Here is a 17,319-nt window from a genome sequence, read left to right as displayed (position 1 = left end):
AAATAAATGATGAATATGATTACTCAAATACAAACATTATCTAGACGAGAGAAGCAAATTGCGATGAAGATTATGGAAGGCTTACCCAATAAAATTATTGCGGCAGACCTATTCATCAGTGAACGTACAGTTAAATTTCACTGCGCAAATATTTACCGCAAGCTTAACATTAACAATAGAACAACCTTAATGGCGAATTATTATAAGGACCTATATGATATGGCATCGTAGTTTATAATTACAAAAAAGTGCTTTTACATGACCGCGTAAACTACTTATTAAGTAAAATAAGAAGCCCCGATTTCGGGCTTCTTCATAACACTTAATCTTTACTGGTAATCTGATAATACAAATCAAGCGTGTTATTTACCCCGCTCACCGCTTCAAGATATAACTTGGGGAGTAATTGATAGTGTACACTTACTTCACTGACAGAATCGAACACACCTATACCATATGTAATTTTAACACCTTTAGCCAGCTGTCCAGAAAGTTGAACTTGAGTGTCACTACCTTGCCCCGCAGTTTGTAAATTCAAATCCTTCACACCTAACTTTTGACCTAAGCTGCCAATGCCATTTTCACTGCGCCCAACACCAAAGCTCACGAGTGCATTCACCAACGTTGTATTTGAATCCGAATCCTCACCGGCACCAAAGCTATCTGCACCACTAATGAGGTATGATAACTGTCTTGCTTGCTCCATTGTTGGTTCCGAAAACAATTCTACAGAGGGCTTAATGGCGTTTCCAGTAACCCTAATTCCAGCAATGACTTCATCCTTGGTATTTAGCGGATTACGAATAGCTTCAATATCAAATGCAGGAACGTCAGGCTGACCACTAAAGATGATATCGCCTTTTCTGATCTGCAATACTTGAGAGTAAGCTTTATATTCACCTTTAAGTACTTCAACAATGCCGTGCACACGGGTATTTTGAGTATCAATTTGTACCGTTAAATCACCACTTAACTCAGCTTTTAAATCCAAAGCATCAAGTTTAACTTGGCCTGTCTTCGCCTTATCAATTAGTACATTGACGTTAACATCAAGTGGCAATCCTCTTTGCTTCACTGCCTTATTCTCATCAATCACAACAATGTCTTGCGTGGGTGATTTTGCGTTCGCCGGTAATGACTTAATTTTTACTCTAGCATATGGTACTTCAACCTTGCCTGAAACAGACAATAACTCAGATGAAAGTGTCATGTTTACATCTGGGGATACCTTAAATTGATAGGTTTCATAAGCAATATCAAGTTTATCGCCAACCACGGTCGTGTTAACAATCAAGGCATCGGCAAAGTCAACATCGCCATTGATACTCCCCATGCCATCGCCTAAGGTAAATTGTGCCGAGAAGTCAGCTTTAGAACCGTTAAATATGACTTTTTGATTATACTCAGTCAACCTTAACGGATATTCTTTTAATACAACAGCACCCTCAGTGATGGACAACTCCCCATGCAATGACGGTTTATCTAATGGCCCTTCAAAAGCGATATTAGCATTGATGTCACCCCTTAATTTTTTCACTGCCGTAATGAAAGAGGCAAAATAGGATATCGCGAAATCGCTAACCGTAATGCTACCCTGATGTTGATAGGGCTGATTTGCTAGGTCCAATTTACTGCTCAAAGATACTTGGCCCGCTTCAGTACTGTCAAAGCTAAAACTGCTATTAATACTCTTTGGCGTTCCTTGTACTTTAGCTAGGATATTATCTATGCTGAATTTATTTTCTTTTGATACCAGCGTCGCGTTTTCCGAAACAACATCAGCGGAAAAATTTAGACCTTGCTGCTGTTGCCAATCAATATCAATGTCGATATTTACCGTTAATTCTGAAGTGTCTATATTAAAACTAGGCAGTAACTTAGCCACGCCCGGATTCATCACATTGTAGTCTAGTGAGATCTTTGTTTTGGCTTGTTTTTGGTTCGCGTTAATATCCTCTGTGCACAATCGGTCTCCTCGACCTTCCCAGCAATGCCGGGCAAGGAACAAACTGAAAGGCTGCAAGTTCAGAGTTAGATCGGGCTGATCTTGGAGTGAGAGTTGCGTAAAGCTAGAAACTATATTTCCCTCTAACCACTTGCCTGACCATGTTGTATTTTGGGCGTTCAACTGCCCTTTGAAAAATTGTTCAGTAGTGTATTTTCCTTCTGGAATACTGAGTCGTAATGACTGCTCACTTTCATCACCGCTTAATTGCAGTTCAAGGCGAGGAATATGCTGGCCACCCGCAGACAAGTTTGAAATAGATATCTGCGCTTTTGATGCCAGTTTGTTGGCGATATTTACGCTGACATCGATTAGCGCATCGTCTAACCTAATGCCGACAGCAGCGAGTTTTTTTGCACTCGCTTGCATAATGATTTTGGGGGCTTCAATAGGCCCAGATAAGTTACCTTTCGCATATATCTGCCCCTCTAAGTCAGGATAAATATCACTTAAGGCGTTTAAATCGATAGAAAAATCGAGGCTAGAAGCCTTTTTTTCATCTTTATCTGGAAAGCTCATACCAAGCTGCGCTATAGATTCAAGTGCTTTCCTAGAATAAAGATGCCCTTGCACATGCAACTTATTGTCACCCTGAGTTAGGCGAACCGATTGCACCTTCACATTACCACTTTTCTCTAGTTCTGCATCAGCAATCAAAGATAAGGGTAAATTCTGCCAACTCCCACTCAGATTAGCGCCCTTAATAGCAATTGATTGCGTTGTTTCAGTTATCACCATCGTATGCGGCAACTGGCCAGAGACATGAGACTTTAAAGAGGAATCAAGTTTTGCTAGCTGAACAGATTCAAGCTCTAGCTTTCCACTAAACGACAACTCATTTTGCCCATCACTGTTGGGCGCTAATATGGCTTTACCAAGATAATCGAGCGCTCCAATACTGCCATTAAGGTTAAGTTTTTGAATATCAACAATTGAGCGCTCTCCTTGTTTTGCGCTCATGGGTTTGAACAATGCATTTAATTCAAAATTTTCAATCCCGAATATTTCTTCCGTTTTTAGCATGCTAGTTAAACGATAGCCTTGCATGTCTCCAGCTATTTTTGCATGCAATAAAGACACACCTCTTAACTGTAAAGTCACGTCATTACTCAATTTGGGAAACCAAGCCTGAATGTCATCAGCAACCTGAGCAGACAATGCTTCTAATTTCATATCAACATTTACAGGGAGTGTCGCTTTGGATAACTCAAGCATGTAATCAAGCGTGCTTAATTTTTGCTTGGTTGGCAAATGAGTCAAAATCAAATTGAGCTTGTTGATATTGCCTTGGCTTTGCAATTCAAAACCAGTGGCATTATTAAAAATAGGTGTGTCTACTTTGGTGGCTCTTGATGCTAGGTTCGAAACAGGTGTGTCTACTTTGGGAGCATCTACTTTGAAGGCAATAAATGTCAAATTATGTTCGAATTTTTTTGCAAAATTCACGGCTGCTTTCAGTTTTAAATTTGTTGGCATGAAGGTGGGGGTTTCTGACTCTTGATGCAAATTCCCGATCACTAATGTGGTGTCTAGATTTTGATTTTTTATATCAAGAACAATAGCCAAACTGTCATTGCAAACAATAGTGCTGATTGAATCATCTTGGCCTTGTTGGCGAATACACACATTACGCAGCATCGTGTTTCTGAGCGCCAACTCTATTGGGAGATAAACCTCAGGTATTACAATAGGGTCGTATTGGTAATTTGCTAACGTACTCAACCACTCCCTAGGCCCTTTTTTATTCGGCGAACTAGGCGTCGTTGGAGTCAGTTCAGGTTCAACCGTTTTTGGCAGTTGTATGGATAGTGAACTCACATTTAACTGCGATATATTCAACTCATTATGGAAAGACAAGGCCAGCAGCATGTCTTTCAGTTTTAGGACCTCAACATTATGTTGAGAAACCACCACATCACCAATACTCAATTCATTTAGGCTAAGCAAAATAGGCAACTGAATTTGCTTATTTTCTGTCGCCTCAACCGCGTCTTGTTGCACCAGGATGTTACCAAGTTCAACAATCAAGTTGTTTATTCGAATTTCATTAATACATATCTCGCCTGCAAACAGGCAATGTAGAGCAATATCAAGGGACAAGTCATTTGACTCGATTTCAACCCCAGCTTGCTTAATTCGAATTTGATTGAGCTCGACTTGGGAATAAAAACTCCCACTTTTATAGTCAACCAAAACACCAATGTCACTCTTATTAATATAATGAATAGCCCACTGTGTACCAATGTTCGACAGTGCAACACTGACAACAAGAATGATCGATAACACGACACCCAATACAGACCAAGACGCTATTTTAATGGCACGATTCAACAACACGGAATTAGACATATTAAATCCCAGGCCCAATCGAAAAATGAAGCCGCTTGGTGTTTTCTTTGTCACTAAATCCTCTTGCAAAATAAAGTCTAATCGTCCCTATAGGCGACAACCAGTGGACACCCAGTCCAGTGCCATAAATGGGCGATTTTCCTATCTCATTATTCGCGCTACCTGCATCAACAAACACAGCCAGTCGCCAATCATTGCTCACTTGATATGCATATTCAACACTGGCAACCACTAAAAACTGTGCACCAAGGAGTTCATCTAATCCTGTTCTGTTATCAATACGCTCTTCACTGACTTTATTTAAGCCAAAACCACGTACGCTTTGGTCGCCACCTACAAAGAATCGGAGGCTTGAGGGCACTTGTTCAAAATCGTTTGTAACAATAGCACCGGCATCGCCGCGCATTATATAGCGGTGCTTACCAAATGATCTTATCCATTTTGTTCGTGCCGTGACGCGTAAAATATTCAGATCTGATATCACGCTATCCGAAGCTGCTTCAACGGTCAGTTGCTGACGGTCTCCCCAATTTACAAATAATTCGCCGTCTTTTCTAACCCGGTTAAATGTGAATCCCGGTAGCAGAAGTTGTGTCGATTGTTCTTCATCAATACCTTGAATAAAATTCTCATATTCATACCGAAGAAAGACTATTTTATCCCAATCATTCTTATTCTTAGCTCCCAATTGGCGCTGGGCAGCAAGCGTATATGTTTGACTATTTCGTTGCTCTTCATTGACTTCTTGATAGCCCATTTGAACTTTAAAAAAATCGTTCAATGGGTTCGCCATTGGAACTGTGTAGCCCAACGCGACATTCTTTTTGGGGCCTGAAATGTAGAGTTCAGACGACAAACTATGACCCCGTAAATTGACCCACGGACGTTTCCAATTAACAGTCACTCTGGGCCCTGAATCGGTCGATGCACCAATACCGAATTGATAGGTGTCTTTTGGTTTAGCTGTTAAAAGAACTTCGATCGGCACAATCTTACCTACTCGCTGCTCACTGCTCATTGCATTCACATTTGCCCTAACAATAACGTTGTCATAATACGAGGTTTGGCGAATAAGTTGCGTAAACTCACTGACCTTTTGTTGATCAAAATAATCATTGCTTAAAAATGGCTTTACCGCTTCAACAAGCTCCATACCTCTATTTTCACCAATATATTCAAGATTGCCGAAGCGATATCGAGAACCAAAGTTAAATTTCCAATAAATACTTGCCTGATTCTCAGCCAAGCTAACTTGCACTTCACTTTTATCCAGTACGAAATCAAAATAACCAAATATTAGGGCAAAAGACTGTATTTTGGTCTTTAACCCATCATATTTTGATTGTTCTAGGGGCTTGCCTTCAAAAGCTTCTAATGACTTCATAATGTCTTTTAATTCACTTGGGAAATGCGCTTGTTGCGCCGCAGATCGGTCATATTCCAAGACCACCTCGTTAACAATTAGCTTTGGTCCCAATGTTAATAAGATCTGGACGCCGTCATTATCAAATGACTTTTTATTGAAATTATTAAGTACGACCGTTGCCTGATAATAGGAATATGCGCGAATTGCAGTCGTGATTTTGACACGAGTTTGTTCTTCGAACTGCGTTAACTCATAATCATTTTCTGGAAACGTTAGACCAACCAGATGAAGTCCAATATTATCCATAACTTGACTGTCGACTTGCTTATTTTCGTCTGCAGATTTAATTTCCCATTTTGCCATAGCTGGTGCGTGAACAAAAAAGACCGCGAGGATGAGTAAGCTTGGGAGGATAAGTAAGCTACGAAGAAATTGTCGACAACTGAGTAAGACAGAAATAAGCAGCTCCTTATGATTTACATAAAAAAGTAGGGCAACATAGACGTGCCTGTATTGTCCTTTGATTTGCGCTGAACAGCAAGACTATAGGTCAGTTATTATCCTAGGAATCAACAAACTAGTCGAGCGGTCAGTAGCTCGAATTCTATAAGTCATCTATTCTAAATGTGTCTGGAAGGAAGCAGACAAAAAACTACCAAGGATGGTGACAACATAGGCTATCTTAAAGACTGGCCTATGTTACTCACTTATTTAATAGTCACTTTACTCGCTATGACTGGGAATAAGCATGAAGAATAAACTAGAGAAAACAACACAATTAACCCAAGTGCAGCAACTAGTTGTATTCGGCGGTAAGCCACTCAATATTGGTCTCGGTTATGTTGGCCAGCCCTTAAATCAGCGCCGCATGGGGTTTCTTGGCGATCATGGATTGACTACAATTACTGATGGCCGAATTCCAATGCCTTTTGTGTGGAACGAAAAAAGGCCTAAAGACGATTGAGGCTGTTCAGCTCACGACCATAAGATAGGTTCTATGAGCGCGGAAGAATCAATGTAAAATTGAGCGCTTGCGCTCTTTTGGCTTAAACCGAATTTATTTCAAAACGTCGCGTTCTAGAATAATAAAACCCCAGTAACCAAAAGCTAATGGGGTTTTAATCAAATATTAATACGCACCTGCACGCTATAGTTGACTAGACCAATAACGCTACCTAAAAAACACTTTCTAACTGCTCTGTTAACAAACTTTTTACTACGTTTTAGACTACTTCTACTGTTTTTAAACGCTAAGTACATGTTAGTGTTCAGTGACTCAGACAGGTATAGAGGTTAAGACTCACGTCTAAGGTCACATACTACAGTATAAATCTACTTAAGTCCTCGTTATCTGCTAACGTTTCTAAGTGATGATTCACATAATCAATATCAATAACTAATGACTCACCCGATCTGTCCGACGCTTCAAACGAAATTTCTTCCATTAACCGCTCCAACACGGTGTAGAGTCGTCTGGCACCTATATTTTCGGTTTTTTCATTTACCTGCCAAGCAACTTCGGCAATACGCTGAATACCTGACTCAACAAAGTTGATGTCCACACCTTCGGTTTTCAACAAGGCTTTGTACTGTAGAGTTAGGGATGCATCTGGCTCCGTTAAAATCCTCACAAAATCTTCGACGCGTAAGGCTGATAACTCTACCCGAATTGGCAGGCGACCTTGCAATTCAGGGATCAAGTCGGACGGTTTTGCCATTTGGAAAGCTCCTGAGGCTATAAACAAGATATGGTCAGTTTTTACCATGCCGTGTTTCGTTGACACCGTAGACCCTTCGACCAGGGGCAAAAGATCACGCTGAACGCCTTCCCTGGAAACTCCGCCAGATTGCGTTCCTTCTCCCTTACAAATTTTATCAATTTCATCAATGAACACAATGCCATTTTGTTCTAACGATTCAATGGCCTGCTCTTTTAAATCTTGCTGATTAACTAACTTGCCCGATTCTTCTTCAATCAACAATTTTAAAGCGTCTTTGATTTTTAACTTTTTCTTCTTTTTGCTCTTCTCACCTGACAGATTTTGAAACATACCTTGCAGTTGATTAGTCATTTCTTCCATTCCTGGCGGTGCCATGATTTCAACGCCTATCTGGGGAGGAGCTACATCTAATTCGATTTCTTTATCGTCCAGCAGACCTTCGCGTAATTTTTTACGGAAAATCTGACGAGTTCCTTTATCTTGATTGTCTTCGCGCTCTCCAGATGAGGTTTTTGCTGGCGGAATCAAAATATCTAAAACTCGCTCTTCAGCCGCCTCTTCAGCACGATATTTCACCTTTTTTACCGCATCTTCTTTAGTCATTTTGACAGCAATATCCGCAAGGTCGCGAATAATACTTTCAACTTCTTTACCTACATAACCCACTTCAGTGAATTTAGTCGCCTCTACTTTGATAAACGGGGCATTCGCTAGCTTTGCTAAGCGACGGGCTATCTCCGTTTTGCCCACCCCCGTTGGGCCTATCATCAAAATATTTTTGGGCGTGACTTCTTGGCGCAGTTCTGGGTCAAGTTGCATTCGACGCCAGCGATTTCTAAGCGCAATAGACACCGCTTTTTTCGCATCTGATTGCCCAATAATATGCTTATCTAAAGCATGTACAATTTCTCTGGGAGTCATTTCTGACATAGTCTGGTTACCTTTGATTAACGCTGCCAACGGATCCTATAACAAGGCCATTGGGCGAGTTAATTTAAAAAATAGAGTTAATAATCAAGAGTTTCAATTGTGTGGTTTTGATTGGTAAATACGCAAATATTACCCGCTATAGTTAAGCTTTTTTCGGCAATTTCTTGCGCGCTTAAATCGGTATTAGCAAACAGTGCTGTCGCTGCAGCTTGGGCAAATGGGCCACCTGAGCCAATTGCTATGAGATCTTCTTCAGGTTGAATTACATCACCATTACCGGTGATAATCAAAGAGCCACTGTGGTCAGCAACAGCCAATAGTGCTTCTAATTTTCGAAGCATTCGATCCGAACGCCAGTCTTTAGCAAGCTCAACCGCAGCCTTAGTAAGGTGCCCTTGATGCATCTCAAGTTTGGATTCAAAACGTTCAAACAACGTAAAAGCATCGGCGGTGCCGCCTGCAAATCCAGCCAATACTTTGTTATTATAAAGGCGTCTAACTTTTCGTGCGTTACCCTTCATAACGGTATTGCCAAGTGAAACTTGGCCATCACCCGCAATCACAACTTGATTGCCTCGACGAACTGATACGATCGTTGTCATGTAAACTCCTATTTAATACCGTCTAATTTATGTTAGTCAGGAATAAATGGGGGGCGTTCAAATTATTTCAAGTCTCGCTTTGTTACTCAATCGATAGTTTGTAATGTTTTCCCTACCGTTCAGCCTATTCCCAATTCCAAATTTGACAGCGATTGACACGAGCGGATCTTAATGAATGGCGGTCTCGTTCAGCGTCACGCTTACTTTCGTAGGGTCCAAGAACAACTCGATACCAAATACCTTTTGAATTCTTACTGTCTAGCACTTGCGATTCCAGCCCTTGAAATGCAATTGTGGCTTTTAATTCTTGCGCTTGCGATTCCTTTCTAAACGCACCGCACTGCATTAAATAGCGACGATCCGCATTGGGTAATTCATCTACCTCTACTTCTACTGAATAAGCAGGTAAGCCCTCTATAAACTCCCAGTGTTCTTCTTCAAGCACAGGTAGTGGATCTTTTTCACCTTCAATGGGTCTCGCGATATTATCTTGTTCATTTTGCAGCGGGGTACCTGCATCGCTATTGCCTGCATCTTTTAAATACAATAGAACCGCCACAAAGCCGCTCACAACTAAAATGGCTATCACCACTTTAAACCAAGCAACCGACTGGGTAGCTTGGTTTTTATTTTTAGGAGGCTGTTTTTTCTTTTGGCTACGCGCCACGTAATCTCTTTGCGCCATATTTTTCTTTAATATCTTTTTTTGAGTCGGCTTCAGTCCAAGACTATACAAAACTTTGCTATAAAAAACGCGAGTTTATTGTACTTTATTTAACTGAAATCGATAGGTGAAACATCAATACTCCAACGCACCTGCTTACTCACCGGCATTTCAGACAATGCTTTATTAGCTTGTTCAGTTGCTTGTTGTAAATACTTTCGTGAAGCCGATTGAATTATCAACAGATTTCGATAGCGCCCTTGTTTCTTTTCAATAAATGCAGGAAATGGTCCTAATACTTTGGCATGTTTAAATTGCTTGAATAGTTGTGCGCACAATTGCAAAAAGTGCATGGACAGATGTTTATGATGTGACTCGCTGCGAATACAAATTTGATGTTCGTGGGGCGGCAACGCCGCGTGTTTACGTTCAAGTAGTGCATATCGAGCAAAATCAGAAAAACCATTATTGATGAGATCTTGCAATAATGGATGCTCCGGGCAGTGAGTTTGTAACCACATTTCGCCCGCTTTATCACTGCGACCCGCTCTACCTGATAACTGAGTAATTAGTTGAGCTAGTTTTTCTGGTGCCCTGAAGTCTGCACTAAAAAGGGCACTGTCGACGTTTAAAATAAGCACTAGGGTCACATCCGGAAAATGGTGACCTTTCGATAAAATTTGCGTACCTACAAGAATTTGATACTTCTGCTGATTGATGTCTTGCAATAGCTGACTTAATTTTCCCTTACCGCGAACGGTGTCGCTATCGACTCGCACTGTTGCGTAGTCTGGAAAAAGCGTTTCCAAACCTTGCTGTAATTGTTCCGTACCAACACCGAAAGTATCTAACTCGGTGTGTCCACATTCTGCACACGCTTTGGGCAATTGGCGAATATCAGCACAGCGATGGCATTGCAGATTATTCGCGCTTTTATGCACTGTCATGGGGTTATCACAGCGAGCACAATGCTCAACATGTCCGCACTGATGGCAAAGTAACGCGGGAGCGTATCCACGGCGGTTTACAAACACCATGACTTGATTGCCTGCATCCAGCTGTATTTGCATTTTATCGAGCATCCCTTGGGCTATTCCGTATTGCATAGGCTGACCCTTAATATTCATTAAACGTTGCGCAGGCATTGCTGCATTACCTGCGCGGTTGGGTAATAAAATATGTCGATATTTTTTTTCTAGCGCATTATGCAAACTTTCTAGTGAAGGCGTTGCGCTGCCCAGCACCAGAGGAATATTTAACTGCCTTGCACGATAAACAGCGATATCTCGGGCGTGATATTTCAAATTATCTTGTTGCTTAAACGATTCATCATGCTCTTCATCTACAATGATCATTCCAGGATTTTTCATTTCGATAAAAATGCAAGACCGCGTCCCTATCACAATACCTAAACTACCCTCTTTTGCTTGCTGCCAAACTTGTAAACGTTCAGTGTCATTCAGATTGGAATGTAATGTCCCCACTCGTATTCCAAAGCGCTTTTCAAAACGCCCTACAGTTTGCGGAGTTAATCCAATTTCAGGCACCAAAATAAGGACTTGTTTACCTGCCGCCAGCAGTGGTTCAATAATTTGCAAATACACTTCGGTTTTGCCGCTACCGGTAACACCTTCAATCAACATTGTGTCGAAGCCACTAGCAAGATTTATGGTTGCAATTGCCATTGCTTGTTCCACATTCGGCACCGGCTTTTCAGATATCGTTAATTGTGTTGTCCACTCATCTGGCTTTTCGACAACGTCGACCTTTTCAATCAGCAACTTATCTATGAGTGCTTTAATGATGGCAGCAGTAAATTGCTGCTTTATCACTGATAGCGGCTGAGCGCCTTTTTTAAGCAAGCGATACAAATCGAACTGTTTGAGCGAACGGGCAAGCAATTCATCGACTTCATCATTTGCTTTGCTTGCAGTATCAAGTTGCAAATAAGCTTGAGAAGCAACTGCCGCATTAGTTTTTCCTTTTTGCTGCTTTCTTAGGGCAGCAGGTAACAATGTATGTAACACTTCGCCAATAGGATAATGATAATACTCACTCATCCACTGACCTAAGGTCAACATCTGTCGAGAACAAACAGGTGCGCTATCGAGTATCTCAATTACCGACTTAAGCTTTGATATTTCATAATCAGATTCGACATCCACGCGCAACACGATGCCAACGCACTTGCGCGGACCAAAAGGCACTAAGACTCTACAACCGAGCAATTCAGTATTACCTGAACCGGTCATTGAGAGGGAAGTTAACGCTTCTTCAGTCTGCGATAATTGATTTATCCCAGACTTAGTTGCAATAGCACTGTCAATTTTATAATCAAACAATTGTGACATGGGCACCGCAATGGCCACTTGAATAACTTGCAATGAAACCTCTTTTATTAATAGCAACCTTGTTAATAGCAGCCGTGTTAATGTTTGCCAGCTTTCGAGCATTACGTTCTGGCACCATGATATCAACTTTTATCAAGCAACTACGAAATGTTTTTATCCTTATCTGGTTTTCATGCATCTAATGTTGGGTATTTCATTATTGTTGCTTATGTTTAGCGATAATTGCTTCGTTATTTCTTGATTATGGTGTGTAAGTCCATTATCATGGCGCTCCAAATTTATGTAGTTGAATATTCAGCTACTTTTTAATTAATTTCGTTTGGTGTGCAACTTCGGGTTGTATAGCGAGACGGCCTAAATAGATAAGGTATCCCAATGAGAGAAGGTATTCATCCTAAGTATAACGAGATCACAGCAACTTGTTCATGCGGTAATGTAATGGTTGTTCGTTCTACACTTGGCAGAGACATCAACTTAGACGTATGCTCATTATGTCATCCGTTCTACACTGGTAAGCAACGTACTGCTGACACTGGCGGTCGTGTTGATAAGTTCAAGAAGCGTTTTGGCGCACTTAAAGCTAAGTAAGTTATTATCTAACAAACTACGCTTACAATATAATTTAAAAAGAGTGCATTGCGCTCTTTTTTTATGCCTAGTAATGCACAACACACAAACTTATCACCGGTTATTTAGGCTATTTTCTCTTTTTATTACGCTTTGTACTTGGCCGCGCTTTGCATTTAGCCGCATCTTACTTATCGCCGTGCACTGAATCTCTAACTTCAGAAGAAATATTAACCGTATATTGCCTGGTTGAGAGTTATCGCATCCTCTATTTTCGACACAATAAACACACTATTATTTAGTTAAAAAATGAATTACTTTTAGCCTAATGGCTACATTTACGGTGCTAATTAATGATAAAACGTTAAATTTTTAAAAAACTAGTTGCCCTTTTACTATATAAATATTCATATATTAATTTCTCTTTACATAAATACTCGTTATGCCCTTAGATTATAATACTCAATTTAATAAAAACTATTCGCTTAAAATCATGGTCTTACTCGCTGCCTTTCAATATAACTTAATGCTTTTTGTACTCTTCATTTTCTATCGATATGTGCTACATTTGCTGTGCACCTGTACTTTGCTTGTAAGTCACTTTGAAAGCTTACCAAAACAGTATCACAAACACATTCGAAAGGACCCTGACTGACATGCCAGATTTTCGCCAACAAGCGCTCGATTATCACGAATTTCCTAAGCCCGGCAAAATTAGTGTTGAGCTAACTACTTCTGCCGACACTGTTACCGATCTGGCTCTCGCATATAGCCCCGGTGTAGCAGAACCTGTGCGTGAAATTGCAGCGGATCCAAATGCTGCATATAAATATACCGCTAAAGGCAACTTAGTCGCCGTCATAACAAATGGTACTGCGATCCTTGGCTTAGGTAATTTGGGTCCCCTCGCCTCTAAGCCAGTAATGGAAGGCAAAGCGTTGCTGTTTAAGCACTTTGCAGGAATTGATTCAATTGATATCGAAGTTAAACACCGTACCACGGAAGAATTCATCAATACTGTCGCTAATATCGCTGACACCTTTGGTGGTATTAATTTAGAAGACATTAAAGCACCTGAATGTTTTGAAATTGAACAAGAGCTTATAAAGCGGTGTAAAATCCCGGTATTTCATGATGACCAGCATGGCACCGCAATAGTAACCACTGCGGGTATGTTGAATGCGCTTGAAATACAAGGCAAAAAAATAGGCGAAGCTATATTTGTTTGTTTAGGTGCTGGGGCTGCTGCTGTCGCTTGTATGGAATTACTCATCAAATGCGGCGCTATGCGTGAAAAAATCTACATGCTTGACCGCAAGGGTGTTATCCATACCAGACGAGAAGAGCTAACGCCGCACAAAGCTTTGTTTGCCAATAATACTGACAAACGCACATTAGAAGATGTGCTGGAAGGAGCTGATGTCTTTTTAGGATTAAGTGGTCCTGATTTGCTTCCGCCTGAAGCCCTTAAACTGATGGCACCCAATCCAGTGGTATTTGCTTGCTCCAACCCCGACCCTGAGATTAAACCGGAATTAGCGCATGCTGTGCGTGATGATTTAATTATGGCGACCGGCCGCTCTGATTACCCAAATCAAGTAAACAACGTTCTTTGTTTTCCATTTATTTTTAGAGGCGCTTTAGATGTAAGAGCCTCCGTCATTAATGATGAAATGAAAGTGGCTGCGGTTGAAGCATTGAGAAGTATTTCAAAAGAACCTGTGCCTGAAAAGGTGTTGATTGCTAGCCAGTCAAAATCGCTCATTTTTGGTAAGCATTATATTATTCCTAAACCAATGGACCCTAGACTCTGCAAGCGCATTGCGACAGCAGTCGCAAAAGCAGCTATCGCGTCTGGCGTTGCCAAAATAGAAAGCATTCCAGAGAACTATTTAGACAACTTTTAGATAATGATAAAAGTAATTTTCACGTAAAAAAAAGGCGCTGATTTAATCATAACGCCTTTTTTACTCATTAGACTAACTCAACAACCGTTACTAAGCCGCTACAGCCTCAGTTTTCTTAAGAGGTTTGCTCATTAAGATGTAATCGTAAGCTGCCAACGATGCTTTCGCACCTTCACCCATTGCAATCACAATTTGCTTATAGGGTACCGTTGTAACGTCACCACATGCGTAAATACCGGCTTCACTGGTTTGGCTTTTCTCATTAATAATGACTTCGCCATGTTTAGTTAAATCAACAACGCCTTTTAGCACCGAACTATTTGGTACTAAACCGATTTGCACAAACACACCCTGCAAGGCTTGCACGTGCGCTTCGTTAGTTGCACGATCAATATATTCAATAGCGTTGACTTTACCGTCTTTTGCATGGATTTCTTTGGTTGCCGCATTTTTAATGATCTTGATGTTATCCCTTGCATTTACTTGATCAATTAACACTTGGTCCGCCTTCAATTCTGGCATGAACTCAAACACGGTGACCGATTTTACAATGCCAGATAAATCCAACGCAGCTTCGACACCTGAGTTACCACCGCCAATCACAGCAACGTCTTTACCTTTGTAGAAAGGACCATCGCAATGTGGGCAGTAGGCTACACCGTTACCTATATTTTCCTTTTCTCCAGGTACACCTAGTTCTCTCCAGTTAGCACCAGTGGCAATTATAATTGTTTTAGTTTCAATCACTTCGCCTGAAGTTAATGTCAGCGTTTTAATATCACCTTTCTCAATTTTATCGACACGAAAATGCTCACGTATTGTTACCTCGTAGTCATTCAAATGATCCATCAATGATGTGGTTAACTGAGGGCCTGTGGTTTTTGATACCGAAATCAAATTTTCAATTCCCATAGTGTCCTTTACTTGGCCACCAAAACGATCCGCAATGATGGTCACTTTCAATCCTTTACGCGCTGAATAAATAGCAGCAGCAACACCCGCTGGACCACCACCAATAACGGTAACGTCTTGCAGTGGAAGCTGCTCAACATTGTCGTTCGCTTGCAGCATTTCAGGTTGAGACTGTGTTAATTTGTCGATCAGTTTTGCGGTGTCTATCTGACCTGTCGCAAACACTTTGCCGTTCATAAAAACGGTAGGAACACCTTGAATGCCATTTTGTTCGACTAAATCTGGATAAACGCTACCATCAATCATTTCAGATTCGATATTGTCGTTCAATAACGCGAACTGATTCATTGCTTGCACGACGTCGGGGCATGCATGACAACTTAAGCTAATGTAGACCTGAAACTTAAGCGGATTAACCACTTTTTTAATCATGCTTTGAACACTTTCATCAAGCTTTAGTTTTACACCACCGGCTTGCAACACGGCTAAAACAAATGAATTAAACTCATGTCCACCTGGCACGCCTGAAAATGTAATACCGCTTGGCTTACCATTTACTTCTAAACCGAAGCTCACTGGGCTGCGAAAACGCGCTGAGTCGTCTTTCTCTTCGAGCGTAATCTTATCTGATATAGAGGCAAATTGAGTTAGCATTTCTTTGAGTTCTGCTCGCTTTGCGTGCTCACCTGTTTGCATTACCAAGGTAACGGTGTGTTGCATATCTTTCGCATACTGAGCTAAAGCTGTTAATATATCTGGAGTTAACATTGTTTTTTCCTTTCACTTTAAATGGGTTGTAGCAAAGGGCTTCACCATTTACTTATGGGGTAATTTATCAAAAAAAGCACGAATAAAACCCAGCTCAATTAATGAACCCTATCCTTTTCAGTTTGATAGTTGCGATAAGTAAAGGGTGAAAGCCTCTGCTTTCAAATTCTTGTTTTCAATATTTCGCTTTTAAGCATGTTGTCATCTCTAAAAGCCGTCGTTATGGCCTACGCGTCTTTTGTGTCACTCATTACGCAGCAGCCTGGACATTGGGGAGCGAGCGCTCCCCAAACATATTTTCTAACGAAGCTTAGATCTTACCAACAAGATCAAGGCTTGGCGTTAAAGTCGCTTGACCTTGTTCCCAGGCTGCTGGACAAACTTCACCGTCGTTGTTAGCAACATACTGAGCTGCCTTCACTTTACGAACCATGTCAGCTGCTGAACGACCAATACCCAAGTCATGAACCTCTTCAACTTTAATGATGCCGTCTGGATTTGCTAGGAAAGTGCCGCGTAAAGCACGACCCTCTTCTTCTATCATAATATCAAATGCACGAGTCAGAGCGCCTGTTGAGTCAGCTAGCATAGGGTACTTAACGTTGCCAATTGCTTCACTTGTGTCGTGCCATGCTTTATGCACAAAATGTGAGTCCGTTGATACAGAGTAAATTTCAACTCCAAGTGCTAAAAGTTCTTCATGCTTGTTAGCCATGTCTTCTAATTCGGTTGGACATACAAATGTAAAGTCTGCTGGGTAGAATACGAAGATAGACCATTTTCCTTTTACATCTTCGTTAGTAATCGTTTTAAATTTACCATCATGAAAAGCTTCTACCGAAAATTCTGGGATTGATTTGTTGATCATTGTCATTGTTTGTTTCCTCTTAATTTAACTGTTTAAAATTGCTGATAAAACGCTTACCGTTTTTCTAAGCGTTAAGATAAGCGTTTTTCGTAAATAAATAAATTGAATAAAATCGATTCTGTTAACCAGTTAAATCGATTAGCCAGTTTAGTACCTAGAATTGAAAGCCACTGCGCACGCACAATTCAACAGGTTGGCAACACTGCTTCAAGACTGATTGCTAAACGCGATGTTAGCTCAATAGTTACAGTTATCGCCGCTATACAGATCGGTATGGTTATAGATTAAGTGTAATTCAACAAAAATATG

Annotated in this window: 12 protein-coding genes; 4 read left to right on the top strand and 8 right to left on the bottom strand. The window is 40.8% G+C overall.

Features of this window, described 5'->3' with window-relative positions:
* The first annotated feature begins 6 nt into the window (after positions 1 to 6).
* A complete protein-coding gene (locus tag CXF81_RS13190) occupies positions 7 to 231 on the top strand; it encodes a helix-turn-helix transcriptional regulator (RefSeq protein ID WP_101181813.1) in 225 nt (74 codons plus the stop codon).
* A 91-nt stretch (positions 232 to 322) separates the two neighbouring features.
* Here the strand turns inward: CXF81_RS13190 and CXF81_RS13185 are convergent, their stop codons facing one another.
* A complete protein-coding gene (locus tag CXF81_RS13185; RefSeq protein WP_232771924.1) occupies positions 323 to 4,354 on the bottom strand; it encodes a translocation/assembly module TamB domain-containing protein in 4,032 nt (1,343 codons plus the stop codon).
* 1 nt (position 4,355) lies between these two features.
* Positions 4,356 to 6,083, bottom strand: coding sequence for an autotransporter assembly complex family protein (locus CXF81_RS13180; protein ID WP_232771923.1), 1,728 nt, complete (start codon positions 6,081 to 6,083; stop codon positions 4,356 to 4,358).
* Between the two features lie 385 nt (positions 6,084 to 6,468).
* Between CXF81_RS13180 and CXF81_RS13175 the strand changes: the two genes are divergently transcribed.
* On the top strand, positions 6,469 to 6,684 hold the full coding sequence (locus CXF81_RS13175) for a hypothetical protein (RefSeq protein WP_101181812.1): 216 nt from the start codon (positions 6,469 to 6,471) through the stop codon (positions 6,682 to 6,684).
* Positions 6,685 to 7,039: 355 nt separating this feature from the next.
* On the opposite strand, the gene hslU is transcribed toward CXF81_RS13175, so the two are convergent.
* The 4 genes from hslU to priA all read right to left on the bottom strand — a co-directional run bounded on the left by hslU (position 7,040) and on the right by priA (position 12,021).
* Complete coding sequence (hslU, locus tag CXF81_RS13170) at positions 7,040 to 8,371, bottom strand: ATP-dependent protease ATPase subunit HslU (RefSeq protein WP_101181811.1); 1,332 nt, start codon at positions 8,369 to 8,371, stop codon at positions 7,040 to 7,042.
* 77 nt (positions 8,372 to 8,448) lie between these two features.
* On the bottom strand, positions 8,449 to 8,973 hold the full coding sequence (hslV, locus tag CXF81_RS13165; protein ID WP_101181810.1) for an ATP-dependent protease subunit HslV: 525 nt from the start codon (positions 8,971 to 8,973) through the stop codon (positions 8,449 to 8,451).
* Positions 8,974 to 9,097: 124 nt separating this feature from the next.
* Entirely contained in the window at positions 9,098 to 9,658 is a 561-nt protein-coding gene (locus CXF81_RS13160) for an SPOR domain-containing protein (RefSeq protein ID WP_101181809.1), read from the bottom strand.
* 89 nt (positions 9,659 to 9,747) lie between these two features.
* The gene (gene priA, locus CXF81_RS13155) at positions 9,748 to 12,021 is read right to left on the bottom strand and encodes a primosomal protein N' (protein WP_101182032.1); all 2,274 of its coding nucleotides are present in this window, start codon (positions 12,019 to 12,021) and stop codon (positions 9,748 to 9,750) included.
* Positions 12,022 to 12,363: 342 nt separating this feature from the next.
* Between priA and rpmE the strand changes: the two genes are divergently transcribed.
* Together rpmE and CXF81_RS13145 are read left to right on the top strand one after the other, a co-directional pair.
* Complete coding sequence (gene rpmE, locus CXF81_RS13150) at positions 12,364 to 12,576, top strand: 50S ribosomal protein L31 (protein WP_101181808.1); 213 nt, start codon at positions 12,364 to 12,366, stop codon at positions 12,574 to 12,576.
* Between the two features lie 635 nt (positions 12,577 to 13,211).
* Complete coding sequence (locus CXF81_RS13145; RefSeq protein WP_101181807.1) at positions 13,212 to 14,462, top strand: malic enzyme-like NAD(P)-binding protein; 1,251 nt, start codon at positions 13,212 to 13,214, stop codon at positions 14,460 to 14,462.
* 90 nt (positions 14,463 to 14,552) lie between these two features.
* Here the strand turns inward: CXF81_RS13145 and ahpF are convergent, their stop codons facing one another.
* Both ahpF and ahpC read right to left on the bottom strand, forming a co-directional pair.
* The gene (ahpF, locus tag CXF81_RS13140; RefSeq protein ID WP_101181806.1) at positions 14,553 to 16,142 is read right to left on the bottom strand and encodes an alkyl hydroperoxide reductase subunit F; all 1,590 of its coding nucleotides are present in this window, start codon (positions 16,140 to 16,142) and stop codon (positions 14,553 to 14,555) included.
* 310 nt (positions 16,143 to 16,452) lie between these two features.
* Entirely contained in the window at positions 16,453 to 17,016 is a 564-nt protein-coding gene (gene ahpC, locus CXF81_RS13135) for an alkyl hydroperoxide reductase subunit C (RefSeq protein WP_101181805.1), read from the bottom strand.
* Positions 17,017 to 17,319 lie beyond the last annotated feature (303 nt).

The organism is Glaciecola sp. 33A (assembly GCF_002836745.1).
In the GTDB taxonomy this organism is placed as follows: domain Bacteria; phylum Pseudomonadota; class Gammaproteobacteria; order Enterobacterales; family Alteromonadaceae; genus Glaciecola.
This window is presented reverse-complemented; position numbering and strand designations above follow the sequence as displayed.

Excerpts from the sequence above, each read along its gene's own strand:
- CXF81_RS13190 (WP_101181813.1), top strand. The coding sequence starts at position 7 with ATGATGAATATGATTACTCAAATACAAACATTATCTAGACGAGAGAAG.
- CXF81_RS13185 (WP_232771924.1), bottom strand. The coding sequence starts at position 4,354 with ATGTCTAATTCCGTGTTGTTGAATCGTGCCATTAAAATAGCGTCTTGG.
- CXF81_RS13180 (WP_232771923.1), bottom strand. The coding sequence starts at position 6,083 with ATGGCAAAATGGGAAATTAAATCTGCAGACGAAAATAAGCAAGTCGAC.
- CXF81_RS13175 (WP_101181812.1), top strand. The coding sequence starts at position 6,469 with ATGAAGAATAAACTAGAGAAAACAACACAATTAACCCAAGTGCAGCAA.
- hslU (WP_101181811.1), bottom strand. The coding sequence starts at position 8,371 with ATGTCAGAAATGACTCCCAGAGAAATTGTACATGCTTTAGATAAGCAT.
- hslV (WP_101181810.1), bottom strand. The coding sequence starts at position 8,973 with ATGACAACGATCGTATCAGTTCGTCGAGGCAATCAAGTTGTGATTGCG.
- CXF81_RS13160 (WP_101181809.1), bottom strand. The coding sequence starts at position 9,658 with ATGGCGCAAAGAGATTACGTGGCGCGTAGCCAAAAGAAAAAACAGCCT.
- rpmE (WP_101181808.1), top strand. The coding sequence starts at position 12,364 with ATGAGAGAAGGTATTCATCCTAAGTATAACGAGATCACAGCAACTTGT.
- CXF81_RS13145 (WP_101181807.1), top strand. The coding sequence starts at position 13,212 with ATGCCAGATTTTCGCCAACAAGCGCTCGATTATCACGAATTTCCTAAG.
- ahpF (WP_101181806.1), bottom strand. The coding sequence starts at position 16,142 with ATGTTAACTCCAGATATATTAACAGCTTTAGCTCAGTATGCGAAAGAT.
- ahpC (WP_101181805.1), bottom strand. The coding sequence starts at position 17,016 with ATGACAATGATCAACAAATCAATCCCAGAATTTTCGGTAGAAGCTTTT.